The organism is Stenotrophomonas sp. LMG 10879 (genome assembly GCF_002750935.1).
GTDB classification, from domain to species: domain Bacteria; phylum Pseudomonadota; class Gammaproteobacteria; order Xanthomonadales; family Xanthomonadaceae; genus Stenotrophomonas; species Stenotrophomonas lactitubi_B.
The window spans coordinates 20,601-45,502 of the sequence record NZ_PEJT01000012.1; the positions used below are offsets into that span (position 1 = coordinate 20,601).

Below are 24,902 nucleotides of genomic sequence, written 5' to 3' on the forward strand. Positions count from 1 at the left end.
GTACTACGCTCAGCGGAATTGCAGGGTCAGCAGGAAGTAGCGCCCCAGCGGATCGTCCAGTCCGGCCATCTGCCCGCCGCTGCCGGCAAGGTAGTTCACCGGCCGCGTATCGAGCAGGTTGTGCACGTCCAGAGCGGCAATCACGCGTGGGCTCAGCCGGCGCGCCAGGTGCAGGTTCCAGCGCAGCTGCGCGGGGTTCATGCAGCGGCGCTGGTCATGCTGCTCCTGCGTGCATGCTTCACCGGCCAGCCATGCGCGGGTGCGGCCGACGCGGTTGCCACGCAGGGCGATGTCCCAGGAAGGGTTCTGCCACTGCACGTTGAGAATGCCCGCGTTCGCCGGCGTGGCATGCCCGCGCAGGTCCACCGATTCGCCATGGCTGCGATCACGACGCAGTTCCTGCTGCTTCAACGCATCCAGCGAGAACAGCCATTGCCCGTTGCGGCCGGCATCCACCCGGTACTCGCCACGCAGTACCCAGTTGCGTGAGGTGGTGCGGCCGATGTTGTCGAATGACAGGCGAAGATCACGCAGGCGGCCCTGCTCATCCAGCTCCCAGGTACCGGGATTCCACAGCGCATCGCTGGGTTGCAGGGCGAGGATCTCGTTGCGCAGTTCGACGATGTTGTGGGTAAGTGACAGCGAGAACGCATCGCTCGGTGTCCAGCTGGCAGCCAGCGAGTGGCTGCGCGAGTTCTCCGCTTTCAGTGCATCGTTTTCCACCACCTCTACTTCCACCGCGCAGCCGCCACCGCGCAGCGGGCGCGCGCACGGCGGCAGGGAAGCCGATGCGGGCAGGGGATACAGGCCGAAGTAGCCCGGCGGTCGCCGCCGCTCGAAGATGCTGGGCGCGCGGTAGCCGCGGCCACTGGCCAGCAGGAACGACCAGTGCGGGCTCGGACTCCAGCGCAGGCCGGCACGCGGCGAGAATGCGGTGTCACTGCCATCGCGGTCCAGCCGCGCAGCCACGTCCAGGCGCAGCGTCGGCGCCAACGGCAGGCCCAGTTCGGCGTAGGCGGCGTTGCTTTGCCGGGTCAGCCGGCGCTGCTCCAGCGGCAGGCCCAGGGCCAGCTCACCCTTGCCCAGCAGCGGATCGGGCAGCGACGTCCAGCGCTCGCGGCGCAGGTCGATACCGGTGGCCAGCTGTGCCGCACCGCCTGGCAGTGTCATCAGGGTGCGCTGCATGCCCCACCAGCCCTGCCACTGTTCGGTACGACCGCGGTTGTGGATGGCCGGAAACAGCTCGTCTGCCAGCCCCGGCGGCAGGGTGGAAAAACCGGGCAGGAAATCCAGCGTGCGTGCGGCCTCCAGCAGGCGCTCGCTGCGCACGGTGCCTTCGGTGCGCAGGTCCACCTGGCTGCGCTGCGCGCTGAGGCCGGCATCCCAGCTGCGGCCGGTGCGCTCGCGGCCCATGCCGAAACTGACGTCGCCTTCAGTGGCATGCACGCGCGGGCGCACTTCGCCGCCTTCCTGCAGGACCACATTGAGGATCGCGCCACGGCTGAAATTGAGGGCGACGGCGGTCGGGCCCAGTTCAAAACGCTGGCGGTTGTGGCTGGCGCGTGCTTCCACATAGGCGTAGCGTCCGTCACCGCGCTCGTGGCGATAGCGCAGGTAGCCGGACAGCGTTTCCGATGCCGGCTGCAGCGAGCGCGGGCGGGCGTTGTCGAACCAGCAGCCGTCGTCTTCGCGCTGCAGTGGCGGATGGCACTGCGTGGCCGGGTAGTAATCGCCGTTGCCCAGGATCAGCCCGATCGGGTACAGCGAGGTTTCCGCATGCCAGTCGCGCTGGTCACCGGCCACATGCTGCAGGCGATGCAGGTCGACGCCGGCGAACCAGCGGTCGCCACCTTCGCGCACGCCACCCGTTGCCGCCTGCAGCCGGTACTGATCGCCGTCGCCACGGCTGCTGACACCCGACTGCAGCGTAGCTTCCGGCCCCTCGGCCTGGTCACGCAGGATGATGTTGACCACGCCGGACATCGCATCGGCGCCGTAGATGGCCGACGCGCCGCCACGCACCAGTTCGATGCGCTCGACGAAGCTGAGCGGAATGCCACCCAGATCGGTCAGCCCGCCTTCTTCCAGCGAGACCATTGGATAGCGCGGCAGGCGCCGGCCATTGACCAGGAACAGGGTCGCGCGCGGGCCCATGCCATCCAGGCTGGTGGTGGCCGCTGCGCCGACCGGCAGGTACAGCGAATCGCCACTGCGCGAGGTGCTCAGGGGCGGGTGGCCGTTCATGCCGGGCAGGTGGCGCAACAGGTCGAACAACGTGCCGTAGCCGCTGCGCAGGATGTCTTCGCGGTCGATCACCGTTACTGGGAGCGTGGTCTGCACGGAGGTGCGCGGCAACCGGCTGCCGGTGACATGGATCGGCGCCAGCTCCACCTGCACCGGCTTCGGTGGCGCCGGCGGCGGTGGCCGCTGTACCGGCTGCGCGACCACGTCGGCTGGCGCAGCATGCCGGCGCACCACGAATCCGCCGCTGGGTGTCTGCAGGATGTTCACCGGCATGCCGGCGACGAGCTGCTTCAGCGCAGCGGCCGGCGCCAGCGAGCCGGCGACGCCGCCGCTGCGCAGGTCGGTCAGCTCACGCGCGTCGAATACCAGGGCGATGCCGCTCTGGCGCGCCCATTGCTGCAGGGCCGGCGGCAGGGCGCCGGGAGCGATCCGGTAGTCGACCTGCCTGACGGCTTCTGCTGACGCCGCCGTTGCCGTCACGCCCGGCACCAGCACAACGCACAGCAGGGCCTGCAGCAGGCCCCACCGAAGCGCGTCCCAACGAAGCACACCCGGCGCCGGCATCGGCCGCCGCCTCAGTAGGTGCGGCGCAGTTCCAGCGCGCCATCCGAGCGCGGCTGGCCAGCAATGGACCACCCCAGTTCCAGGGCGGAAAGCAGTTCGTGCGCGTCGCCTGCACGGAAGGTGCCGCTGACCGCGAGGTCGGCGATGTCCGGGTCGGCGACCACCAGTGGCGTGCTGCCATAGCGGTTCATGCGTTCGACCACGGTGGCCAGGGGCGTGCCGTCGAACACCAGCTTGCCCTGTGGCCAGGCCTCGGCGGCAGCGGTCGAGGACAGCTGCGGGCCCGGTTGGATCTTGCCGGAGGCCAGGACCTGCAGCTGCTGGCCCGGCGAGAGCGTGTGCTGCGCGCTGCCACTGGTGACTTCCACCACGCCTTCCAGCAGCGCGACCTCGACCCGGCCGTCAGTCAGCCGTTCCACCTGGAAGGTGGTGCCGATATCGCGGATCGAACTGCCGCCGGCCTGCACCCGCAGCGAGCGCGATGATGGTTCGACCTGCAGCTGGATGCGACCGTGTTCCAGCGCCAGTTCGCGCTTGCGCCAGCCGAAGCGCGCGGTGAGCGTAGTGCCGGCGTCGAGCATGGCGATGCTGCCATCGGCCAGCGTGCGCTGCTGCGGCAGCAGGCTGGCGTTGGCATAGGTCAGGGGTGTGGGATTGCCATCGGTGTACAGCATCCAGCCCAGGCCAACGGCCAGGCATACGCCGGCAGCGGCGGCCACACTTGGCAACCAACGACGCTGCGGCCTGCGTGCCGCACGCGCGGCGGCGGTGCGCAGCCACGGGTCGCCGGCCAGGCCGGCACTGCGCTGGTGCAGCTTCTCGGCCTGCACCCATGCGCTGACGTGCGCGGGATCCTCGGCCAGCCAGTCCTCGAAGGATTGACGCTCTTCGGGGCTGCAGTCGGGGGCTTCCAGCCGGGCTACCCAGGCGCTTGCGTGTTCAAAAAGCAACGTGTCATCCCTGTTGTCGTTGCGGATCATTCGGTGTCTCCATCATTGTGGAGAGGATCGGGGCCCAGCTCCTTGCGCAGGCCCTGCAATGCACGGGCAATGTGTTTTTCCACGGTCTTGGCGGTGATGCCGCAATGCCGGGCGATCTGTGTATAGCTCATCCCGGTGATGCGGTTGAGCAGGTACACCTCGCGGGCACGTTCGGGAAGCTTGAACAGTGCCTGGCGCAGCAGGGCGAGCATCTGCCCGGATTCTGCCTGACGCAGCGGATCAGGAGAAGCACTGGCAGCTTCTTCGTTGCCGTCGCGTTCGGTCAGCGACAGGTGGTTGCGCGATTGCGGCGAGCGCCCGCGGTCTGCCAGGCGGTTGCGGGCGATGCGGTACAGCAGCAGCCGCAGTTCCTCGGTGTCGTGTGCGCGGTAGCGGATCAGGCGCTCCATGCAGTCCTGGGCGATGTCCTCGGCATCCTCGGGACCGACACCGCGGGCGCGCAGGAAAGCGCACAGCGGCGCGCGTTCCTCACGTACGAATGCAATGAAGACGTCCGGAATCCCAGGCAGTTCCGGCGCAGCACGGAGCAAAGGGGAGGGCACGGACAGGGGAGGACCTCGGACGACAATGACGGACGCGTCATCGAGTTTTACGCGACGGTGACCGGATGGGGAAGCCCGCATTTCTTCTGCATTTCCATTGTGAATGCATTCATCTTTTTTCTCGTCGCCGACTGGGGGCGTCTGCCCCGCTGCTGCGTTCTGCTTTCGACCCGCGTGGTGCGGGCGGAGAGAGAGAACGCAATGAAGCATTCGAAGTTGAGCATCGCCCTGGCGGGCCTGGTGGGTATCGCGACCCTGGGCCAGATGGATGACGTCATGGCAATGAATTATCACGTGCAGGGCGATCGCGTCGTGCTCAGTGGCGGTGTCACCGTCGCCGACGTGGTCGCACTGCCGGCGTTGCTGGCCAAGGCACAGGCCGAAGGCCGTCCGATCCGCGAAGTCGTGCTGCGCACCTCCAATGGTGGCGCGCTGATCGCGGGTGAGTGGCTGCAGGGGGTGATCCGTACCAACGGCCTGAACACCATCGTGTCCGGCCACTGCATCTCGTCCTGCTCGATCATGCAGTCCGGTGGCGTCGAGCGTTACCTGGCCAGCGACCTGCCGCTGGTCGACTCGGTGCAGATCCACGCCGCCAGCAACAGTGGCAAGGTGATCTATACGCCGTCGCCGCGGATGACCGAGATCTACACCGGCAACTACGGCGGCGGCATGGATGCCGGCCTGCTGCACAAGGCCATGTACGAGGTGGTGCAGCCCAACGGTCTGCTGGTGTTCCGCGATCCGGCCCGGACCACCGGCGCGTCGATCAGCTTCGATCCCGATGGCAGTGGCCGCAAGCTGGAAACCTTCCCGGGCCAGGACATCTACAGCAACAACATCATCACCGCCGCCGGTTACCGCGACCCGGGCGACACCCTGACGGTCACCGGCAATGTCAGCGGCGACATCAATCCGGGCTATCTGCGCACCGCACGCCAGCTGCAGGCGTTCGTCGACGACGACTTCGCGCGCTGGAACGATACCGACTTCGCCACCACGTACATCAACCAGGCCGTTTCCATCTACAACGCGGCTGCACGTGGTCCCAACGGCATCGGTCGCTTCTCGGTGCAGGACTTCCTCAGCGATCCGGGCATCCAGGCCGACCTGCTGGCGAGCCTGCGCCTGTCGCAGCTGGATGCTTCCACGCTGGGCAATTCGGCCGGCGTGATCCGCGTGGCCAAAGGCGGCACCTGGCGCACCGCCGAGACCACCGGCGCCGATTTCATGCTGGTGGAGAACGGCACCATCGCCCTGGAAGGCGGCGCCCTGCGGACCCCGGAGCTGCGCGTGCTGGCGGCCGGCATGGTGGTCGGCCACGGTGACATCGCCTCGGTCGCCAACGACTCGGATGCGCTGTTCGCTGGCACCGGTCCGTCGTACCGCGAGGACGGCTTCAACCGCCTGCGCGTGTACGGCACCCTGATGCCGCGTGGTGGTGACCTGGTCACCCACGGTTACGTCAACATCATGCCGGGCGGCAAGGTGCTGTTCGACGTCACCGAGGCGGGCGGCGCCAACAGTGGCCGCCTGCGCGTGGGCGACTTCTACGACAGCGGCGCCAACGAGGGCGCGTTGGTCATCTCGCCGGGCGCGCACCTCGAACTGAACGTGGCGCAGGGCTTCTACGCCGGAAACTACCAGCGCGAGCTGGTGAGCGGCCCGATCTTCCAGGGCTTCACCGATGCGGTGCGCCTGGGTGACACCGGCTATACGGCCAGCATCACCGGCGGCGAAGTATTCCGGCCGCGCCACAACTCGTTGCTGAGCTTCAACATCAACCAGACCGCCGAGGGCCTGTCGCTGACCGCCAACCCCGGCTTCGACCAGCTCGCGCAGCTCACCGGCAACAACGGCAACGATGGACTCGGTCGCGCGCTGGCTACTGCGGGTCAGCGCCAGGATGCCGGCCTGAAGCCGCTGCTGGGGGCACTGCAGTTTGCTGACCGCGATGTGATCGCACAGCAGGCCGGTGCACTGCGCGGTGATGGCCACGCCAGCCTGCGCCTGGCCGACAACGCGCTGGTCGGCAGCATCGGCAGCGTGGTGCAGCAGCACCAGGCCGCACGACGCAGCGGCAGCGGTGACGCCGGCGGCCTGGCTGCACAGGCAGCGCAGGCGGCTTCGGCGCAGCCCGGCATGGCCAATGGCAGCCTGTTCAACCAGTTGGCGATGCATTTGGTGGAGCCGGCGGGCGCGGGCGGTGGCAACACCGACTTCGGCGGCGAAGCACCACGCAACCATGGCCTCTGGGGCCGCGGCTTCGGCAGCCATGGCCGCATCGACGGCGAGGGCGGCGTGGCTGGCCTGAGCCATACCGTCGGCGGCATCGTGCTCGGTGCCGATACGCAGCTGGCCGATGACCGGGTGACCCTGGGCGTCAGCGTTGCCGCGGCGGACATGTCGACCAAGGGCCGCGATGGTTCCGGCTTCACCGGCGACGTGCGCGCGCTGGATGTGGGCGGCTACCTGGATGCCACCTACTCGCGTGGCTACCTCTCGGCCTCGGTGCGCTACACCGACCTGCGCCACGACACCCGCCGCAGCATCGAGGGCATCGACGGTCTGCAGGGCGCGCTGCGTGCCAAGTACAACAACGATGCGATCTCGGCCCGCCTGGAGCACGGCTTCTCGTTCACCACCGCCAAGGGGGTGGTGATCCAGCCGCTGCTGCCGGTGGTCGACTACGCGCGCACCTCGGCCACCGGTTTCAATGAAGGGCAGGGTGCCGGCGCGCTGGTCGGGCGTGGTGACAGCCTGGAAAGCATCCGCGTCGGCGCGGGCCTGCAGCTGTTCAAGACCTTCGAAGGCAACAATGGCGAGCGCATCACCCCGCGCGCGCGCGTGGTCTGGCAGAAGGAACTGGGCGACACCCAGGCCCGTTACAGCACCGGCTTCGCCGCTGCGCCGGACCTGGTGTTCGGTGCCAGCAGCCAGACCGTGGGCGAGCAGGTGCTGGCCTGGAATCTGGGCGTGACCAGCCGCGCCAGCGATCGCCTGTCGGTGATGGTCGACTACGTGGGCGAGCGTCGCGACGGCCAACTGCAGAACGGCGTGATGCTGGGCCTGGGCTATACGTTCTAAGGCAGTACCGGCACCGGCGGCAGTCACGCCGCCGGTGCCATCCCCATCGATGTGCGGGTGCGCTATGGTCGTGGCGGATTTCCGCGCAGACCTTCCCATGCAGATCGCCGTTTTCAGTGCCCGTCCCTACGATCGCCGCTTTCTCGAGGAAGCCAACCTGCGCGAAGGGGCAGGGCAGCAGTTCCAGTTCGTGTATTTCGACGCCGCGCTGGATGTGCACACCGCCGCACTGGCACAGGACTGCGCCGCCGTCTGCGTGTTCGTCAATGACAGGCTTGATGCGCCGGTGCTGCAGGCCCTGCATGCGCTGGGCGTACGCGCGGTGCTGCTGCGCTGCGCCGGCTTCAACAATGTGGATCTGGCCACCGCGAACGCGCTCGGCCTGTTCGTCGCCCGCGTGCCGGCCTACTCGCCCGAAGCCGTGGCCGAGCACGCACTGGCGCTGGTGATGACCCTCAACCGGCAGACCCATCGCGCCTACAACCGCGTGCGCGAGGGCAACTTCATGCTTGATGGCCTGCTCGGCCGCACCCTGCATGGCAAAACCGTGGGCATCATCGGTACCGGCAAGATCGGGCTGGCCACCGCGCGCATCTTCCGCGGCATGGGCTGCACCGTGCTGGGTCACGATCCGTATCCCTCGCCGGCCTTCGCCCAGATCGGTGCGATGGTTGGGCTGGACGAGCTGCTGTCGCGCTCGGATATCGTCTCTCTGCATTGCCCGTTGACGCCGGATACCCAGCACCTGATCGACGACGCCTCACTGGCGCGGATGAAGCCCGGTGCAATGCTGGTCAACACCTCGCGTGGCGGCCTGGTCGATACCCACGCGGTGATCCGCGCGCTGAAGTCGCGCCGGCTGGGCCACCTGGCCATCGACGTGTACGAGCAGGAAAGCGCGCTGTTCTTCCAGGACCTGTCCGGCGAGATCATCGACGACGAGGCCTTCCAGCGGTTGATGACCTTCCCCAACGTGCTGGTGACCGGCCACCAGGGCTTCTTCACCGTGGAGGCGCTGCAGGAGATCTCGGCGATCACGCTGGGCAACCTGGCCGATTTCGCGGCGGGGCGGGACTGTGGTAACCGGGTGATGGCGGGCTGAGGGGCCGGGTGGGTAAGCGTTTGGCGGCAATCGTCACGACCGGATTGACCGCAGGGGTGGGGCGACCGTAAAATCGCCTGCTCAGCCGGAATAGCTCAGTTGGTAGAGCGGCGCATTCGTAATGCGTAGGTCGTAGGTTCGATTCCTATTTCCGGCACCAGTTGTAATGAAAAGCCCCGGCCTTGGTCGGGGCTTTTTGTTTGGGCGGCACGGCCGTTGTTGGTGCCGACCGCTGGCGGGCTGCTTCAGTAGTGCCAGCCCATGGCTGGCAGTCATAAGCTTCCCGTAGCCATTCAATCCCTCGCGAGGCATCGCTGGTGCTTATAGCCAAGGGTCCTGTCCAGCTCAGGATGGCCCCTTTGGCCTCGGCCCTGGAGTTGCATTCCGATAACCTCCTTGTGTCATGAATGCCGAACATTGCGTCGAGGCTCTTTCAAGGAGCGTAAAAGACCCTGCGAAGGTCGCCAAGCAGGTCGGTGGCAGGACTGCCTACACCGGGAAAAGATGCGAAGGTAGTCCTGAATGGTGAGGGGGAAGGTCATAACTGCCATTCCAAGAAGCAGCGATGGGTTGAGAGACCCGAAGGTAAAGTGAAATGAAGCGGTCTATCTCATCCCGTCTGCATTCTCTGCTGGCTGAAATCGCAGCGAAGCACAGCTTTCACCTGCCTGAAGAGGGCATCAAGCACCTTGTCAAGCAGGACCGCGAGTCGCTGATCGATGCATTAGCGCAGGAGTTTTCGGAGACCGGTTTGGGATATGACGATGAGCCTAATCAACGAGGCGCCGAGATCGAAGAGATCATCGATCTCGTTGGCACTATCGCTGATCAGACTGATGCGTCCAGCGACCAGGCAATCGTTGATTTGGAGCCGTAGGTGGCTGGTCGTAATCCTCCAATCATGCCGAGGTCTGTTTGGACTGCCACAAGCAATTGCACGGGAGAGATTAGCAATGAATGAGACGGCCATAGCTAAAGATGGTGAGAACGAGATTGCGGTGCCGCAAGCTTGGCGGCTCACGCTCGCAGCCATCGTTGATGCGCTGATCCAAGGGGGCGAACCATCGCTACCGCAGGTAACCCTTCAAGCCCCAGATGTGTGGGTAAGCGCGCAAGAGAGCATTCGCGCGTATGGCGCACACTTAAAAAGGCTACCAGACGAGTCGTGGAGCTCTTCCGTATGCATTTGGTATGGAGATTTTTGGAACGTTCTGGTTGATCTTTACACAGAAGAGGAGGGGAGGAGTGATCTAGTGCTTCAGGCTCACGTGTACGAAGTTGGCGATGGATATCGATACGAGGTGGTTTTGGTATACGTGCTGTAGAGCCTGTGGGTCTGTTCGAATTTCATCGGTTTTCAGCTTTAGTTGTGACTGAACTGGCGGCTACATGGGGTGTGGTTGTCCACTCCGGACGATCCGCATCCAACATCGCTTGGCATCCTGTCCTAGGTTGGCCTTATCGCCACTTATCGACCTTCCGGCCAATGTCATCCGCTCTCACCAAGCGCATTGTTCTTACGTCGGAGCCCAGGGATCGCCCCTATGAGCTCAGGGATGCTCGGGCTCGCGGTCTGATTCTTCGTGTGCAGCCCTCAGGGCATAAAGCATGGATCGTGACCTGCAAGGCGCGTGGACAGGATAAGATTACGCCCAATCAATCCAGAGCTTTCCTGGACCGCCATGACGGCAGCGAAGATCCAGCACTACGTTCCGAAGTTCCTCTTGCGAAACTTCGGAACAGGGAAGAAGGATCAGCTCTGGGTCTTCGACAAGGACTCCGGACGCAGCTTCCAGACGAACGCCAAGAATGTCGCCAGTGAGTCGCGCTTCTATGATTTTGTGGTCGATGGTGCTGACCACTCCTTGGAAGATGGGCTGTCAAGGATCGAGTCGCAAGCAAAACCCATCATGGAGCGGATTCTCCAGGATGATTCTGTCGGCGCAATTCCAGCCCAAGGCCGCGCTCTTCTGGCCGCATTCTTTGCTATCCAGTTCGTTAGGACGCGAGCGTTCCGGATGCAATGGGAAGACATGCGCCGCTTGCTGCGTGAGAAGATTGAGTCCATGGGCGACCACGTCGCACCAGGGCTCCAGGCTGAAGCGCTCATTCGGCCGCAGACCGAGAACGAAATCAAGATCGACACAGCACGAATGATCTTGCAGGCGCCGACTGACTTCGGCCCTCACTTTCTGAACAAGGTCTGGTTTTTGGCGAAGACCACGAAGACCCATCCCTTCATGATTGGCGACAATCCGGTCGCTCTCCAAAATCATATCGACATGGAGCCGTACGGCAATCTCGGCCTCGGTGTTAAGGGGATCGAAATCTACTTCCCCCTTTCTTCAACACGTGCTCTCGCCATGTGGTGCTCATCGGTGGCTCAACAAGTGGCTGAGGCGGCGAACACACTTCGCTCCATGCCAATCCAGCTCACTGCGTCGGTCGTACGCGACCGTGAAGGAATTTTCGCTTTGGACGATGCCCTGACCCTCGGCACAGCGCTGCCTTACAAGCCGGAGCATGTGATGAACTTCAATTCACTTCAGGTGAGCCGAAGCGAACGCTATGTTTTTTCCTCGATGGGAGACTTCTCATTGCCCATCAGGATGGTTGCGGATCATCCGATTCTTAGAGGTGGGCCGCGAATCACCGATATGGCAAGCAAGAGAACTTCGGCCGAATAGACGATTTACAGCTGGCCGAACTCCCGGCCTTCGTACTTCATCGGTTGGAGCATGATCCAACTCGAAGGGAAGCGCTTTCAAAAGGGACAAGGATTCGTCGCTCCCCTGCCTGTGGCCCACACATCGCACGGGTGATTCACGATAGTGGGATACGGACGATCCGCATCCAAACACCGCCTCGCATCCTGTCCTAAGTTGGCTCTACCGCCACTTACGGACAGTTCGGCCAATGTCATCCGCCCTCACCAAACGCATCGTCCTCACGTCAGAACCCCGGGATCGCCCCTATGAGCTCAGAAACGCTCAGGTTCGCGGAGCCGTCAGGGCACAAAGCTTGGATCGCTACCTGGGCGCACGGTAAGCGTCTTACGTTGGGTTCGGTCGAACACCTGTCACTTGATCAGGCCCGCGACCAAGCCCGGCAAGCAGTCGCTGAATACGTTCAGTCCGGATTGCCGGCGCTCGCAAAGTCCAAGCCCACTAGTTGCACGCTCGAAGCGCTGCTCAACGATCACTTCGAACCTTGGGCTATTGCCGAACTCAAGGGTGGTCGTCAGTACCCGGATCGCATCCGATCAGTGTTCCCATGGCTGCTACGCCGTCAGATCATTGAGATTGATGTGCCGAAGATGGAGCGATGGTGGCGCGCGCGTGTTACTGGACCCGATGCTTTCACTAAGGCTACCGCAGCGCGCGACTTTGCTTGCCTGAGGTCAGCGCTTTCGCGGGCTGTGGGGTGGAAGTTGATCGAGACCAGTCCCCTCATGGGCATGCGTCAGCGATCAGCAGATAGACGCAAGGTGGTTCGGTTCCTGCCCCCGGGCGAAGAAGCGATGCTCCGGGCCGCGCTCGCAGCGCGCGATCTAGCCGGGGTTGAGGGCAGGGCGAACGCGAATGAGGGCCGACGTAAGTACCGGCTAGTGGTTATGCTTGATTTGCCGATGGACGGGTATGTCGATCACCTACGCCCGTGGTTCTTACAGCCATGAACACCGGTATGAGACGGGATGAGCTGCTGTCGATAACATGGGCCGACATCAACTGGGAAGCAAAGATGCTCACCATCCAGGCGGAGAACGCCAAGTCCGGCAGGCAGCATCACATCCCTCTGAACGTCGAAGCCATGGAAGTCCTGCAGCGTTGGGCCGGTCAAGCGGGCGAGCGACGCGCGGGCAAGGTATTCGAGGTGAGCGACATCAAAAATGGGTGGGGCAAACTGATCACTGACGCCCACATCGAACAGTTCCGGTTCCATGACCTCCGGCATCACTTTGCATCGCGCTTGGTGCGGGCAGGTGTAGACTGAACACTGTGCGCGAGCTCTTGGGTCATGCAGACATCACTGTGACACTGCGGTATGCGCATCAGTACTGCGAAGCCGCCTGGCGTTTGGCATCTCCGTGCTGGTCAGCACTTAGGTCGCACAGTCTCCAGCGAAGAGGAGGAGTCAGCACGGGAGCTAGTCGCTGCTCATAGATGATGGGGAAGAGAGGGCCCTGTCGGCGTCACTCGGGCATGGAGGTTGTCCCATGACTTTTGAAACGAACTTCAACCGATACATTGAAGTGAAGTGCCGCAGTGTGATAATTTTCCTGTGCGTTCCCCGACCCAGTTGCCCTTGAAGAGTAATGGCGTATCACCTTCTTGCGTGATTTTTCGCTCGGTCTTTTCCGGTAGCTGACGTCGGGGAGCGTGCCTCATTTTTTTAGACGTTCTCTCGGCCTCGTCGCGTTTCGTATATGGAGTAGAACCAAATCTTCTGCCGTTCCGAATTTTTGTTATTTGGGCGGATGAGGCGTGTTCTCTTTAGCACGACTTGGCAGATGGATTGATGTCTGTAGGTGAAGGTTACCTTTGCGCGTAGCCCTAGGTAATCCGTAACTAGAATATTTCCATCGTCGTACTCTTCTTCAGACGCGTGACCAAGTGTATAAACTTGAGTGCAGCGCATAATCATAGCTTTCGCTGCGCCAAGCAGCATCCAAGATTGAACAATCCGCTCTGGTAATCTTCCGCGGCGGGTGATGTGCTTCCACCCAACACGATTAACAAGGATAGGGCCAAGCATAGGATTTATCTGGCTGGCATTATCTTGCTGCCAATGCCTGTAGAAATCCCTGGCATCTCTGCGGATGGACTCATTTTTTCCTAGGGTTGGTATGAGTGACTCACGTCGCTCCAGGTTGATTCGATCCAAGAGGCGGTCTACCGTTCCGGATCCGCACAGCCTGTGGAAATCTCCCTTGCTGTGCTCGCCGAATCGCTGGGCTCTGGGGATTAATATAATTCCTTTGTTCGTCGGTGAAATACAGTCCTGTCTCAAGTCGACCCACCATGACTCGGGTGACTTTCGGCTAGTTGTGTCGTCAACAAAGATCAGAACGCATGGTCCTGGCGCTCTGCTCCAACGAGGCATGTGGGTGGCGATGTAATCTGGACCTAGCGCGACGCCGATGTGTGCTGGATATTGGACCTGGTCTTTGCGATAACCGTTCCCGCCGCACTTGACCTGGGTAAAAACGATGCCGCCGGTGTCGGAGGGGCGTTTCGTTCCCCTTCTCATAATTATGACCCCGTCAATTGCATCGTCATTCTGTGCGCCATACTCCTGCCAGCCGCATTCCCAAAGATTTTCTACGGTGCTGCGAACCTCATTGATGCCAATCCTTTCCTTGACTCGATTGCTAATCACGCGCCCTCCTCGCGATTAAGCTTGATTCTATTTTTCGATGATTGCATGGTTTCTGGTGTGTGTGTGAAGGCTGCTTTAATGTCGGGGAGTAGTAGACGGTCAATTCTCTGACGGTTTTCCATCTTTTCGCTGTGTCCCGCTAACGGGCGTGCGCGAGGATATCTCTTGCGGAGACGAGAACATAACCAGGCTTGGTTCTCGCTTCAAACGCATGTCTGTTATCTATCGAGTGTACTAACCCGAGTGTTCCCAGCAGCCCGCCGAGTGCGGAAATGGGGCCGTCGCCGATAAGGCACGCTGCGCTTACTGCTAAGCCCAAGATTCCCGCAGAGTTCCGACTAAGAGAGGGGGATCGGGTCGTTGCAGCCTCCAATTCTGAACGAACTTCTGCAGCTTGTTCCCTTAGCTCTTCCACGATTTGCCGCCACTGTCGATTCGGTTCGTCCGATTCACCTATGCCGGACAGCCTGCGTGCCATGAATTCGCGGAGTCGGGGAAGGGCGAGGCTGGCAGCGTCACGCAGCGCAAGCGTTTGCTCAATCGTGAGGTTTGCAACCCAGGGGAGCTCAGCAGTCCTATCCGCTGCAAAGGCCTGTAGCTCAGGTGATGTGAAATGCGCTCCGTCCGAGGATAGAAGAGCAGATACTCCAACTGAAGAGTTCGAGAAAACGCTTCCAGAGGTCCATGCAGCAGTGCGTGCGTCCCAAACTGTAGACCTTATAGCTTCATGCAAAAATACTGATCGGATCTCTTCATCGCTAGCTGAGTTAGCGAATTTAGTTGAAAAGTGCATGAATATCGGTGGGTCATAGACGGCCGTCAGATCAACGTACCCACCGCTGTCAGTGCGCTCTATGACCATATCAGCGCCTATCCGCGCAACGGCCTCCTCAGTGAGGGTTTCAATTCTTCGCTCAAATTCGGCTATGCAAGAATTGCAGGTTGGCATGAAGGGAGAGGTGAAGCGTAGGATTCCCGCTTCAATCAGCGGCTGTACACGCTTGAGCACAAGGGTATCTATTGCCAAGCCATATAACTCGGCGTTCGTCGGGCGAGATCTAAGGGCCGAAATGCGTTCGTAGAAGAAGTCGTGAGCGCTGACCCGATCAGACATGAGGGCTACGGTTCGAGCAATTTGGTCCGCGTATCTGATTCTGCACGGTACCTCTTGGCAGGCGCCCGTCTTGCCGAACAGGTCCAATCCTCCGCTCAATACTGCTCTGAATTCTGGATTGCCAATGGGTACCTTAGGTAAGGGCTCGATCTCACTGATGTTCGCTTGGTTCTTAAGGTCGCGAAGCATTGATCGCAGCCTACGGACAACCAGCGTGGGGTCTGTGAAATCGAAGTCCTCATTCAGTAGGAGCGCTACATGAGGTGGCAGACCAGGGCCCGGATCGATCACGCAAGCAACTCCGCCTTGGGAAGTATCTCGATTCTAGTGTATTAATTTGGTCCTGCACAGTCGCGATGCCTTGTCATCGCTTGTAAGCGTCGGATCTCATACTAACCTCTTTGTAGCCAAGTAGAGCGGATGGCCAAGAGGCGACTGCCAATGTTCCGGCAGCCGCAAGGTGGCGGTTAGATTAATGGTTTGATCTTCTTGGAATAGTCTTTTAGGAGTGATGGAATAGACAGGCCGTGCGCGTCCAAGTTCTTCTGGATGTGGTTGACGGACAAGTCAGCGAAGTCAAGTGGCTGCAGTGACTTGAAGAATGCTCTTATGTTCTTGAGCAGCTTTTTGAGCTCAGTCACCCGCATCACTTCTACCTCATGTAGGAATGATGCCGCGCTAGCTTCTTTGCTCGCTGGATGTACGATAATTCGCTTGGCACTCAGTCCGGGGTAGTGCTTTAGAAACCAGGCGGAGGATCTGTTCATCTGTTCGGCCTCGCGCTTATTGATATCGGCACGATCTACGCCTACCTCATTCTTGCATTCCCAGATAATGTACTGCTTTGAGTCTAATGCCCATAGATTATCGGGACCTTCCTTCCATTCCTTGTCTGGGCGCTCACCTGCAAAGCCAAGTGCCCTGCTAAGTTCGTCCAGAGCATGCTCAAAGCGGTCCGCTTTTGCGCCAAAAGTCAGTCGGCTCAATATTTCGCTGAGCGCTATTTCCATATCCGAATAATTGCCATAATTCTGCAGCCATTCGATAATTCGCTCCGAGCGGCCCTGGCTGATAATCGACAGCTTGGTGACTGTCACGCCTTGATCGGGCTTCAATACAAGGCGATTTGATTTGTGAGCTGTCACCTGAAGCGCCTGAGACCGCAGCCGATCACTGTTGAATAGGAAGCGTGCCATGGATTGAAGATGCCACCCTCTCTCGGAGTCGGGCAGTTTGCCGGAATCAAGCAGTGCTTGTATTGCTGCAACAGCTTTCTCGTTCTCGCCGTTCGAGTGGAGAAGCTCAGCTTCTAGTTCCTTCGTATAGAGAAGAAGTGCTTCTGCGTTGGCGCCTTTAGGTCGAACTTCTTCCATTCTTTCTGAGTAGAAAGTCTTCCAGCCTGCATCTCGTCCAAGGCACTGGCGAATCAGTTGGCTCAGCGCGTCTATAGGTTTCGTGCCTTGCTCGATCTCGTCTCGCGCAAACCCTGATATCTCGAGGCCTATTTCAACTTGGGTTGACATCTGAGATGAAAGGAAGGTTCTGGACTCTCTGTCTCTTATTAGGCGCGTGATGTCCGATCCCGTGATAATTATTACTGAGTAGTCCTTCTCTCCGCGCACACTACGTCCCATGCCCTGTTCGACAGTCCGGACTGTTCGCATGAGGGTGGTGACACTCTTGGGTCTGCATGACTCTTCGTACAGGTCGATCAAGTTCTCAGAGTAGGGTTTGCTGTCGAATACAAGAATTCGACAGGAGTCGTCAGGCAGATCGATGCCGTTATATCGATTTGCGAGGACTACGGCATTGCCATAGTTGCCGGCCTTGAGGTTTTCTATTGTCTTCGAGACCGTGTCGGGTGAGGCAACAATTCCGCCGTATCGCGCCCAATCTTTCGTCCATGCAAACCCTGGTGTCAAGCCGACCAATCCAGATGTCCGCTTCTGGCTCGCGCCGAATGTGCTCACTATAAGTTCGCGGTCAAGATCTTCGTCGATTAATGAAGGGATTATGATCATCTTCTCGCCAGACCACCTCTCGCCTGAGTAGGTGAGTGGTCTGGTGATTGTTTCAGGCTTTAGCCGTAGTCCCTTAACCAAGAATGCATCGTCGGTGACGGTCGCGGACATGAAAATTCGGTGGGAAGCTGAAGCGTAGCTGCCGAACGCCTCAATAGAGGGAAGGTAAGGCTCGATCTCTATCGCAGCTCCGGATATTACGCATTGGCAGTGATGCAAGGAATTCTTGATTAGCGGCCAAGCGAACTTAATTGGCTTCCGATCTGTCCCGGCCGATAGAGTGGTGGCGACGTTCTCCACATGTCGCTGCCAAGACCAGTAGGGCACTGGAAGTAATGCGTCGCGCTTCTCGTTTGTAATGTCTGCAAAAGTTCCGATCCCTTGCTGTTCAAGATCGGATGCAAAGAGAGTCAGTAGCGCTTTATAAGCAGGGTCTTCATGCGGCACTCGAATCCTGCAAGCTTCTCTGATCGTATCCGCGCATGCATGGGCGTCGTCCATTAGGAACGTGCCGATTGTGATTGACTTATGATTCAGTCCGAACTTGGTAAGTCCGTTGAATACCTTCTGTACGGACGTAACCAGAATTTTGTCTCCGCTAAGAAAGTCGTCTGGGAGTTCCGGGTCCGCTCCGCACGTAGCAATGCCAAATTGTCTCGCTTGCTCTCTAGTTTGGTCGATTAAAAAGTTGTCGGGACACAGATAGACGGCGGGCCCCTTCTTGTCATTCAATTGGCTCTGAAGAGCAAGCAGTCCAATTAGGGTCTTCCCCTGTCCGGTGTGTAGCTTTATCAGCACGTCACGGTCATGCTTTCGCTTCGAATGCCATTCCTCTAAGACCGAAAGCTGGGCAGGCCGTAATGGGCCTTTGTCGTGAAGTCTGTCCAGCGTTTCGTACAAGTCAATTGGATTCGTGGGGCGCTGGGTTCTTGTGCTTGAGACGCGCTTTGTAAAGTCGACCATGTTCTCACTCCTTCCTTGTGATTGCTCCTCCGATATTGCCGGTACTCTTGGCTCGTTGTCCATTCGTCTGCTTGTGCCATGACTGGACGAAAAAGTGTCCCTCGCGCGGGTCCGCGCCTTTTCTTGTTGAGTGGCTTCGTTGGCATTTATAGGTGAGGCCATTCGCTAACCTCATGTCTCCTATATGAAATTCTTGAGCAGGTGGCGCATTGGCCTTGCCGCGCTCGTCCGTCTGGCCTTCAGCGATGGGTTGCAGCCATAGATGCCATAGATAAGGAGTGTCCTCGTCCACAGGGGATCGGTTGGAAGGAGTTGTTCGTACCCCGAGGCTTAGTTGGCGCTTACCGTCATTCGGGTCACTTCCTGGTAGAGGAAGCGGCAGCCGCCCTGAGCACTTGCCAGCAGAGTTATGTTCAGCGCACAGGTGGCAACGGTCCACCCCGGTCCGCTCGGCCAGAGCGGGCCTTACCCGATCAGTTGCTAGGCGCTCGGTTGCTAGTAGGGTCCGCGCGGCGCATTCGTAATGCGTAGGTCGTAGGTTCGATTCCTATTTCCGGCACCAGTTGTACGAAAAGCCCCGGCCTTGGTCGGGGCTTTTCGTTTGGCCGGCATGGCCGCTGACCCGCTGCTTCAGTAGTGCCAGCCCATGGCTGGCAACGCGGGAACGCCGCACGTCTTGCATTGTCCCGATCCGACGCACAACTAAAGCGCTGGCGTCATGCTGGGGGATTGATCGACACCTTCCATATCAATCCACCGTTGATGCGTGTCGGACATCGGCCTCGGCCTGAAGTCCAAACCTCGGTCATACGTCCGAAGGCACTTCAAAACCAACCCGCGCTATTCCCCGAACGCGATCACCAACAAACGGCCTACCGAGTTGTCCACCAGAATGACGGGCTCGCCATCCTGGTGGATCTCAAAATACGTCGCCGCGCTGACCATGTTGAATTCCGGCATGCCGGCCACGCTTTCCCGCTGCAACCGCACGCGCAGGTCGTCCTGCAGCTGCAGAAACTCCAGATCGGAAAACTCCCGATAGGTCGTGACGTTGATGCGCGCCTCCGGCCGATAGCTGTGCGCGACCACCAGGCCCAGCACCCCGATCATCAATACGGCGGCCCACGCCAGCGCCCGCCTGCCGAACCGGCCGCGCACTAGCTGCGCGCATGCAGGCAGGCAGTGACCTGTGCGGTAAGGGCCAGGCAGGCCATCATCATGCCCTCCATCGCGCGCTCGCCCACGTATTCGTGGGAAGGGCCGTTCTGCCGGGTGCGTTCCGCCGCCAACAGCATTTCCTGCACCACAGTCAGGCCGGCCAGCGCGCAGTCGGCATCGGCCAGTTGCATGCGGCGCCCAAGCCGCAGGTGGGTTTCCGGCCACGGGCGCCCATCGGCGGCGGCTCCGGCCTGGATGCTGCGCAACGTGGAGACGAAGGCGGTGGGGTCCGCTCCAGGCTCGCCCACGCTCTCGGCATTGGCCGGGTCATGGCGGGCGTTGAGGTCAAGATATTCCGATGCGTGCATGGCAGTGCTCCGTGCAGGACAGACAGCAGCGCCACCGGGGGAGGTGGCGGACGATGCGTGGCGGCAAAAACCGGTTACTGCTGGAACCCGGCGGGCGCATGCAAGCACGCACCCCCACGCACCGCCCGCCATGGAACGCGAACGGATTGTCAGCCGGCGCCACGCAGAGGTGACGCCGGCTGACAAGCGTAAACAACCAGCAGTAATCGGGTTTGCCGACCCGGCCACTCGTTTTCAGTGGCATGCCATGGTGTGCACACCCCGCCGGGGGCTGCCAAGGGCAGATTCCGTCAACGCAGGGCTGCCTTACGCTTCGGGTGCATTTTGGCACGGCGGCCCGCAGGCCGAAACGCTTAGCCGGCAAGGCTGGGGGCTCATCAGGCCCATTTCAGCGGTCGGCGCAGCCAACGTCGAACGCGTCAGCCAGCACGGCCGACCCCACGGCACAACCCGAGGCGATCACGACAGAACGGCCAGAACTGCCGCAGATAACCGCCTGCCGCCCCGGCCACCGCGCCGCAGGCCAGCCGCCCAGCGCCCCGCAGCCCGCGGTCAACCTGCAGTCGCAGCCAGGGCAGAGTGGCCAGCAGTTGCGCACCCAGCAGCAGCGCCAGCACGTCCAGCCCCAACACATCCAGCACCGCCAGCAGCGGCGCCAGTTCCGGGTTGCAGGCCAGCAGCACCACCAGCGTGGCGCCCAGCACGGCAAGCGTGCGGCGCAGGGCGGGCGTGCTGAGCCAGCGGAGCAGGGCGTTCATAAGGCATCTTTGCCAGGACGAGGTGTCTGTCATCCAGTCTCGGTGCGGCAGACATGCACTTCAAGTAGCCTGAGCATGTTCAGCTTGCTTTGCCGAATCTGGTCCCCAGCGCCCGCAACAGGGGCGCGCTGCGCGCGGTGCGACAACGTGTCGCAGCCAGATCCGGGCCTTTCCTGCGCCTGATCATTGTCAATGCCTTTCTTAAATGGTGGGTGACGGCCTAAAATTGAAGGGCTGACTCGACCCCACCTTACCTGCCTGTCTTCTGGACGGGTGGGCCCGGCTTTGGCCGGTGCGGGCAGGACGGGGAACGGCATTCCCTCGCAATTGGATCGACCGATGATTCCGTTGAAAACCCTTGGGCGCTGGTTGCGCCCGGGCTTGCTGCTCGCATTGCTGGTGATGCTCACCGGCTGCGATGCCGTGGCCATCCTCAGTCCGAAGGGCCAGATCGGCCAGGATGAAAAGACACTGCTGATCACGGCCACCGTGCTCATGCTGCTGGTCGTCATCCCGGTCATCATCATGACCCTGACCTTCGCGTGGAAGTATCGCGCCTCCAACACCAAGGCCCGCTACGAGCCGAAGTGGTCCCACTCGACGGCGATCGAGGTGGTGGTGTGGTCGATCCCCTGCATGATCGTGCTGGTCCTGGCGGTGCTGACCTGGCGGTCCTCGCACGCGCTGGATCCGTACAAGCCCCTGGAATCGGACGTCAAGCCGGTCACCATCCAGGCGATCTCGCTGGACTGGAAGTGGCTGTTCATCTATCCGGAAGAGAAGGTCGCGGTCGTCAACGAGATCAAGTTCCCGGTCAACACCCCGCTGAACTTCGAGATCACCTCCGATACGGTGATGAATGCGTTCTTCATCCCGCACCTGGGCAGCATGATCTACTCGATGGCGGCGATGGAGACCAAGCTCCACCTGATCGCCAACGAACTGGGTGAGTTCCCGGGCATGTCCTCGCACTACAGCGGTGCAGGCTTCGCCAAGATGCATTTCACTGCCTACTCGGTCACCGACGCGCAGTACCGCCAGTGGCTGGACCAGGTCCGTGCCGGCGAGCAGACCCTGGACAAGACCTCGTTCAAGGCGCTGGGCGAAGCGAAGAATTCCGAGTGGTACCCGGTCACCTACTTCGGCAAGGTTGAAGACAGCCTGTTCGACTGGGTCATCGCCAAGCACATGGGCGACAACAAGCACTACGGCATGAAGCATGCCCATGCGGGTGCGGCTGCTGCCGATGCGTCCAGCCATGAAGCGCACGAGGGGCACGCCCCGAGCGACGCGCATGATGCCAAGGAATCCGGGAAGAACCTGGATGCCACCGAAGAACACGAACACGCTGGCCATGAAGGCCACATGGGTTCGGGAGAATGAACATGTTGGGAAAACTCTCTCTTGAGTCGATCCCCCACGATCCGATCGTGCTGACCACCCTGGTCGGCGCGATCCTTGGTGGCCTGGGCGTCGTCGCCCTGATCACCAAGTTCAAGCTGTGGGGCTATCTGTGGAAGGAGTGGTTCACCTCGGTGGATCACAAGAAGATCGGCGTGATGTACATCATCGTCGCCTTCGTCATGCTGCTGCGCGGTTTCTCCGACGCGATCATGATGCGTACCCAGCAGGCCATCGCCGTGGGCGGGTCCGAGGGTTACCTGCCGCCGCACCACTACGACCAGATCTTCACCGCCCACGGCGTGATCATGATCTTCTTCGTGGCGATGCCGTTGATCACCGGCCTGATGAACCTGGCCGTGCCGCTGCAGATCGGTGCGCGCGACGTCGCGTTCCCGTTCGTCAACTCGCTCAGCTTCTGGCTGTTCGTGTCCGGTGCGGTGCTGATCATGCTGTCGCTGTGGATCGGTGAATTCGCCGCCACCGGCTGGCTGGCCTTCCCGCCATTGTCGGGCATCGAGTACAGCAACAATGTAGGTATGGACTACTACATATGGGGACTACAGGTGGCGGGTCTGGGTACCACGTTGAGTGGTATCAACTTCTTCATCACCATCCTCAAGATGCGCACCCCGAGCATGAAGCTCATGCAGATGCCGGTCTTCACCTGGACCGCGCTGGTGACCAACGTGCTGATCGTCGCCGCCTTCCCGGTGCTGACCATCACCCTGGTGCTGCTGACCCTTGACCGTTACCTGGGTACGCACTTCTTCACCAATGACGGTGGCGGCAACGCCATGCTGTACATCAACCTGATCTGGATCTGGGGTCACCCGGAAGTCTATATCCTGGTGCTGCCGGCCTTCGGCGTGTTCTCCGAGGTCATCGCGACCTTCTCGCGCAAGGCCCTGTTCGGTTACAAGGGCATGGTCTACGCCACCGCCTGCATCGGCGTGCTGTCGTTCATCGTGTGGCTGCACCACTTCTTCACCATGGGCTCGGGTGCCAACGTCAATGCCTTCTTCGGCATCACGACGATGATCATCTCCATCCCCACCGGCGTGAAGATCTTCAACTGGCTGTTCACCATGTTCCGCGGTCGCGTGCAGTTCACCACGCCCGTGCTGTGGACCATCGGCTTCATGGTCACCTTCACCATCGGCGGCATGACCGGCGTGATGCTGGCGATCCCGGCCATCGACTTCGTGCTGCACAACAGCCTGTTCCTGATCGCCCACTTCCACAACGTCATCATCGGCGGCGTGGTGTTCGGCATGTTCGCCGGCATCACCTACTGGTGGCCGAAGATGTTCGGCTTCCGCCTCAACGAGTTCTGGGGCAAGTGCGCGTTCTGGTGCTGGTTCATCGGCTTCTATGTGACCTTCATGCCGATGTACGTGCTGGGCTTCATGGGCATGACCCGTCGTCTGCAGAGTACCGTCAACCCGGCCTACGAGCCGTTCCTGCTGGTGGCCGCTGTGGGCGCCTTCATCGTGGGTGCCGGCATCCTGTGCCAGATCATCCAGGTGGCCGTGTCGATCCGCGACCGCAAGAAGACTGCCGACCTCACCGGCGACCCGTGGGATGCCCGTACGCTGGAGTGGGAAACCTCTTCGCCGCCGGCTTTCTACAACTTCGGCACCTTGCCGGAAGTCACCGAGCTGGACGATTTCTGGGAGCGCAAGCAGCGTGGTGAAGCCTGGCCGAAGCCGGCCAAGTACACCGACATCCACATGCCGCGCAACACCGGCACCGGCGTTGTCATCGGCGCCTTCAGCATGGTGTTCGGCTTTGCGATGATCTGGCACATCTGGTGGCTGGCCATCATCGGCTTCGTCGGCATGATCGCCACGTTCATCTACCGCACCTTCGACCAGGACGTGGACTACTGGGTCCCGGCCGCCGAGGTGGAACGCATCGAGAACGAACACCGCAAGCACCTGGAAGCCCAGGGCCTGGTGAAGTCGGAGCTGAAGGCATGAGCACCAATACCTCCACCGTGAACCACGGGCACGCCGCACACGCGGCGGCCCATGGCCATGACGACCACGAGCACCACGACACCGGCGGCAACACCGTCTTCGGTTTCTGGGTGTACCTGATGAGCGACTGCCTCATCTTCGCCTCGCTGTTTGCCACCTACGTGGTGCTGGCCGGCGGCACCGATGGTGGCCCCGGCGCGAAGGACCTGTTCGAGCTGCCGTTCGTGGCGTGGGAAACCGCGCTGCTGCTGACCTCGTCGCTGACCTTCGGCCTGGGCATGATCGCCATGCACCGCAAGCAGGTCGGTCAGATGTTCCTGTGGCTGGGCATCACCTGGCTGCTGGGCTTTGGCTTCATGTGCATGGAAGTCTATGAGTTCCAGCACCTGATCCATCAGGGTTACGGTCCGGACCGCAGTGCCTTCCTGTCGGCGTTCTTCGCCCTGGTCGGTACCCACGGCCTGCACGTCAGCGCCGGCCTGCTGTGGCTGCTGGTGATGTTCGTGCAGCTGAAGAAGTACGGCCTGACCCCGACCAACAAGACCCGCATGGCGTGCCTGAGCCTGTTCTGGCACTTCCTGGACCTGATCTGGATCGGCGTGTTCTCCGTCGTCTACCTCAATGGAGCGCTGTAATGGCACATGACAACCATGCACACGACCACGCCGCCGGCGGCGAAAGCCACGGCACCGTGAAGTCGTACCTGATCGGCTTCGTGCTGGCGGTGGTGCTGACCGTCATCCCGTTCTACATGGTGATGTCGGGCGATTTCTCGCGCACCGTCAACGGTGTGGTGATCGCCATCACCGCGGTGCTGCAGATGCTGGTCCACCTGGTGTTCTTCCTGCACCTGGACCGCTCGTCGGAGAGCCGCTGGAACGTCAACGCTGCGGCCTTCACCGTGGTGGTGATCGGCATCATCGTGGTCGGTACCCTGTGGGTCATGCACAACATGAACGTGCACATGATGCACTGACGTCTTCGCGACGTTGCCACGCAGAAAGGCCGCCTTCGGGCGGCCTTTCTGTTTGCCCCGCGATCGCGGGGAACGCATCCACGCATGGCGTGGATCTACCCGTCACCGCGAAGTCCCCGCACAGTAGATCCACGCCATGCGTGGATGCGGTTGCCGTTCAATGCATCCGGAGGATGCAGTAGATCCACGCCATGCGTGGATGCGGTTGCCGTTCAATGCATCCGGAGGATGCAGTAGATCCA

Annotated in this window: 18 protein-coding genes and 1 tRNA gene; 11 read left to right on the top strand and 8 right to left on the bottom strand. The window is 61.1% G+C overall.

The features are described 5' to 3' along the window. Positions 1-9 precede the first annotated feature (9 nt). From CR919_RS17125 to CR919_RS17135, 3 genes are read right to left on the bottom strand one after another with little or no spacing between them, the layout of a single operon-like run. On the bottom strand, positions 10-2,793 hold the full coding sequence (locus CR919_RS17125) for a TonB-dependent receptor (RefSeq protein WP_243380281.1): 2,784 nt from the start codon (positions 2,791-2,793) through the stop codon (positions 10-12). A gap of 26 nt (positions 2,794-2,819) precedes the next feature. Next, positions 2,820-3,788, bottom strand: coding sequence for a FecR domain-containing protein (locus CR919_RS17130; RefSeq protein ID WP_099821038.1), 969 nt, complete (start codon positions 3,786-3,788; stop codon positions 2,820-2,822). Next, the gene (locus CR919_RS17135) at positions 3,785-4,309 is read right to left on the bottom strand and encodes a sigma-70 family RNA polymerase sigma factor (protein WP_099821119.1); all 525 of its coding nucleotides are present in this window, start codon (positions 4,307-4,309) and stop codon (positions 3,785-3,787) included. The genes CR919_RS17130 and CR919_RS17135 overlap by 4 nt, the downstream gene beginning before the upstream one ends. 243 nt (positions 4,310-4,552) lie before the next feature. Between CR919_RS17135 and CR919_RS17140 the strand changes: the two genes are divergently transcribed. From CR919_RS17140 to CR919_RS17175, 7 genes are all read left to right on the top strand, one after another. After that, a complete protein-coding gene (locus CR919_RS17140; RefSeq protein ID WP_099821039.1) occupies positions 4,553-7,438 on the top strand; it encodes an autotransporter outer membrane beta-barrel domain-containing protein in 2,886 nt (961 codons plus the stop codon). Between the two features lie 97 nt (positions 7,439-7,535). After that, a complete protein-coding gene (locus CR919_RS17145) occupies positions 7,536-8,540 on the top strand; it encodes a 2-hydroxyacid dehydrogenase (protein ID WP_099821120.1) in 1,005 nt (334 codons plus the stop codon). Between the two features lie 84 nt (positions 8,541-8,624). Further along, positions 8,625-8,700, top strand: a tRNA-Thr gene (locus CR919_RS17150). 435 nt (positions 8,701-9,135) lie between these two features. Next, positions 9,136-9,417, top strand: a complete 282-nt coding sequence (locus CR919_RS17155; RefSeq protein WP_099821040.1) for a hypothetical protein — start codon at positions 9,136-9,138, stop codon at positions 9,415-9,417. Positions 9,418-9,493: 76 nt separating this feature from the next. After that, entirely contained in the window at positions 9,494-9,865 is a 372-nt protein-coding gene (locus CR919_RS17160; RefSeq protein WP_099821041.1) for a hypothetical protein, read from the top strand. 357 nt (positions 9,866-10,222) lie between these two features. After that, positions 10,223-11,227, top strand: coding sequence for a DUF4238 domain-containing protein (locus CR919_RS17165; RefSeq protein ID WP_099821042.1), 1,005 nt, complete (start codon positions 10,223-10,225; stop codon positions 11,225-11,227). A 985-nt stretch (positions 11,228-12,212) separates the two neighbouring features. After that, positions 12,213-12,533, top strand: a complete 321-nt coding sequence (locus tag CR919_RS17175; RefSeq protein ID WP_099821044.1) for a tyrosine-type recombinase/integrase — start codon at positions 12,213-12,215, stop codon at positions 12,531-12,533. A gap of 399 nt (positions 12,534-12,932) precedes the next feature. Here the strand turns inward: CR919_RS17175 and CR919_RS17180 are convergent, their stop codons facing one another. The 5 genes from CR919_RS17180 to CR919_RS17200 all read right to left on the bottom strand — a co-directional run bounded on the left by CR919_RS17180 (position 12,933) and on the right by CR919_RS17200 (position 20,301). After that, positions 12,933-13,919 (bottom strand): DUF4365 domain-containing protein, encoded by a 987-nt coding sequence (locus CR919_RS17180; protein ID WP_099821045.1) that lies wholly within the window; start codon positions 13,917-13,919, stop codon positions 12,933-12,935. Positions 13,920-15,500: 1,581 nt separating this feature from the next. Then, on the bottom strand, positions 15,501-18,017 hold the full coding sequence (locus tag CR919_RS17185; protein WP_099821046.1) for a DEAD/DEAH box helicase family protein: 2,517 nt from the start codon (positions 18,015-18,017) through the stop codon (positions 15,501-15,503). 840 nt (positions 18,018-18,857) lie between these two features. Then, complete coding sequence (locus CR919_RS17190; protein ID WP_099821047.1) at positions 18,858-19,175, bottom strand: hypothetical protein; 318 nt, start codon at positions 19,173-19,175, stop codon at positions 18,858-18,860. Next, complete coding sequence (locus CR919_RS17195) at positions 19,175-19,543, bottom strand: hypothetical protein (protein WP_099821048.1); 369 nt, start codon at positions 19,541-19,543, stop codon at positions 19,175-19,177. The genes CR919_RS17190 and CR919_RS17195 overlap by 1 nt, the downstream gene beginning before the upstream one ends. A gap of 419 nt (positions 19,544-19,962) precedes the next feature. Beyond that, positions 19,963-20,301, bottom strand: coding sequence for a hypothetical protein (locus CR919_RS17200; protein ID WP_243380284.1), 339 nt, complete (start codon positions 20,299-20,301; stop codon positions 19,963-19,965). Between the two features lie 339 nt (positions 20,302-20,640). On the opposite strand from CR919_RS17200, the gene cyoA reads away from it, so the two are divergent. From cyoA to cyoD, 4 genes are read left to right on the top strand one after another with little or no spacing between them, the layout of a single operon-like run. Next, entirely contained in the window at positions 20,641-21,684 is a 1,044-nt protein-coding gene (gene cyoA / locus CR919_RS17205) for a ubiquinol oxidase subunit II (RefSeq protein WP_099821050.1), read from the top strand. Between the two features lie 2 nt (positions 21,685-21,686). Then, positions 21,687-23,684, top strand: coding sequence for a cytochrome o ubiquinol oxidase subunit I (gene cyoB / locus CR919_RS17210; RefSeq protein ID WP_089239620.1), 1,998 nt, complete (start codon positions 21,687-21,689; stop codon positions 23,682-23,684). Next, on the top strand, positions 23,681-24,319 hold the full coding sequence (gene cyoC / locus CR919_RS17215; protein WP_099821051.1) for a cytochrome o ubiquinol oxidase subunit III: 639 nt from the start codon (positions 23,681-23,683) through the stop codon (positions 24,317-24,319). The genes cyoB and cyoC overlap by 4 nt, the downstream gene beginning before the upstream one ends. Next, the gene (gene cyoD / locus CR919_RS17220; RefSeq protein ID WP_025873831.1) at positions 24,319-24,660 is read left to right on the top strand and encodes a cytochrome o ubiquinol oxidase subunit IV; all 342 of its coding nucleotides are present in this window, start codon (positions 24,319-24,321) and stop codon (positions 24,658-24,660) included. Before cyoC ends, cyoD begins: the two co-directional genes overlap by 1 nt. The last annotated feature ends 242 nt before the right edge of the window (positions 24,661-24,902 follow it).

Coding starts and splice junctions, on each gene's coding strand:
- CR919_RS17130 (WP_099821038.1), bottom strand. CDS start 3,788: ATGATCCGCAACGACAACAGGGATGACACGTTGCTTTTTGAACACGCA.
- CR919_RS17140 (WP_099821039.1), top strand. CDS start 4,553: ATGAAGCATTCGAAGTTGAGCATCGCCCTGGCGGGCCTGGTGGGTATC.
- CR919_RS17145 (WP_099821120.1), top strand. CDS start 7,536: ATGCAGATCGCCGTTTTCAGTGCCCGTCCCTACGATCGCCGCTTTCTC.
- CR919_RS17155 (WP_099821040.1), top strand. CDS start 9,136: ATGAAGCGGTCTATCTCATCCCGTCTGCATTCTCTGCTGGCTGAAATC.
- CR919_RS17160 (WP_099821041.1), top strand. CDS start 9,494: ATGAATGAGACGGCCATAGCTAAAGATGGTGAGAACGAGATTGCGGTG.
- CR919_RS17165 (WP_099821042.1), top strand. CDS start 10,223: ATGACGGCAGCGAAGATCCAGCACTACGTTCCGAAGTTCCTCTTGCGA.
- CR919_RS17175 (WP_099821044.1), top strand. CDS start 12,213: ATGAACACCGGTATGAGACGGGATGAGCTGCTGTCGATAACATGGGCC.
- CR919_RS17185 (WP_099821046.1), bottom strand. CDS start 18,017: ATGGTCGACTTTACAAAGCGCGTCTCAAGCACAAGAACCCAGCGCCCC.
- CR919_RS17195 (WP_099821048.1), bottom strand. CDS start 19,543: ATGCACGCATCGGAATATCTTGACCTCAACGCCCGCCATGACCCGGCC.
- CR919_RS17200 (WP_243380284.1), bottom strand. CDS start 20,301: ATGAACGCCCTGCTCCGCTGGCTCAGCACGCCCGCCCTGCGCCGCACG.
- cyoA (WP_099821050.1), top strand. CDS start 20,641: ATGATTCCGTTGAAAACCCTTGGGCGCTGGTTGCGCCCGGGCTTGCTG.
- cyoB (WP_089239620.1), top strand. CDS start 21,687: ATGTTGGGAAAACTCTCTCTTGAGTCGATCCCCCACGATCCGATCGTG.
- cyoC (WP_099821051.1), top strand. CDS start 23,681: ATGAGCACCAATACCTCCACCGTGAACCACGGGCACGCCGCACACGCG.
- cyoD (WP_025873831.1), top strand. CDS start 24,319: ATGGCACATGACAACCATGCACACGACCACGCCGCCGGCGGCGAAAGC.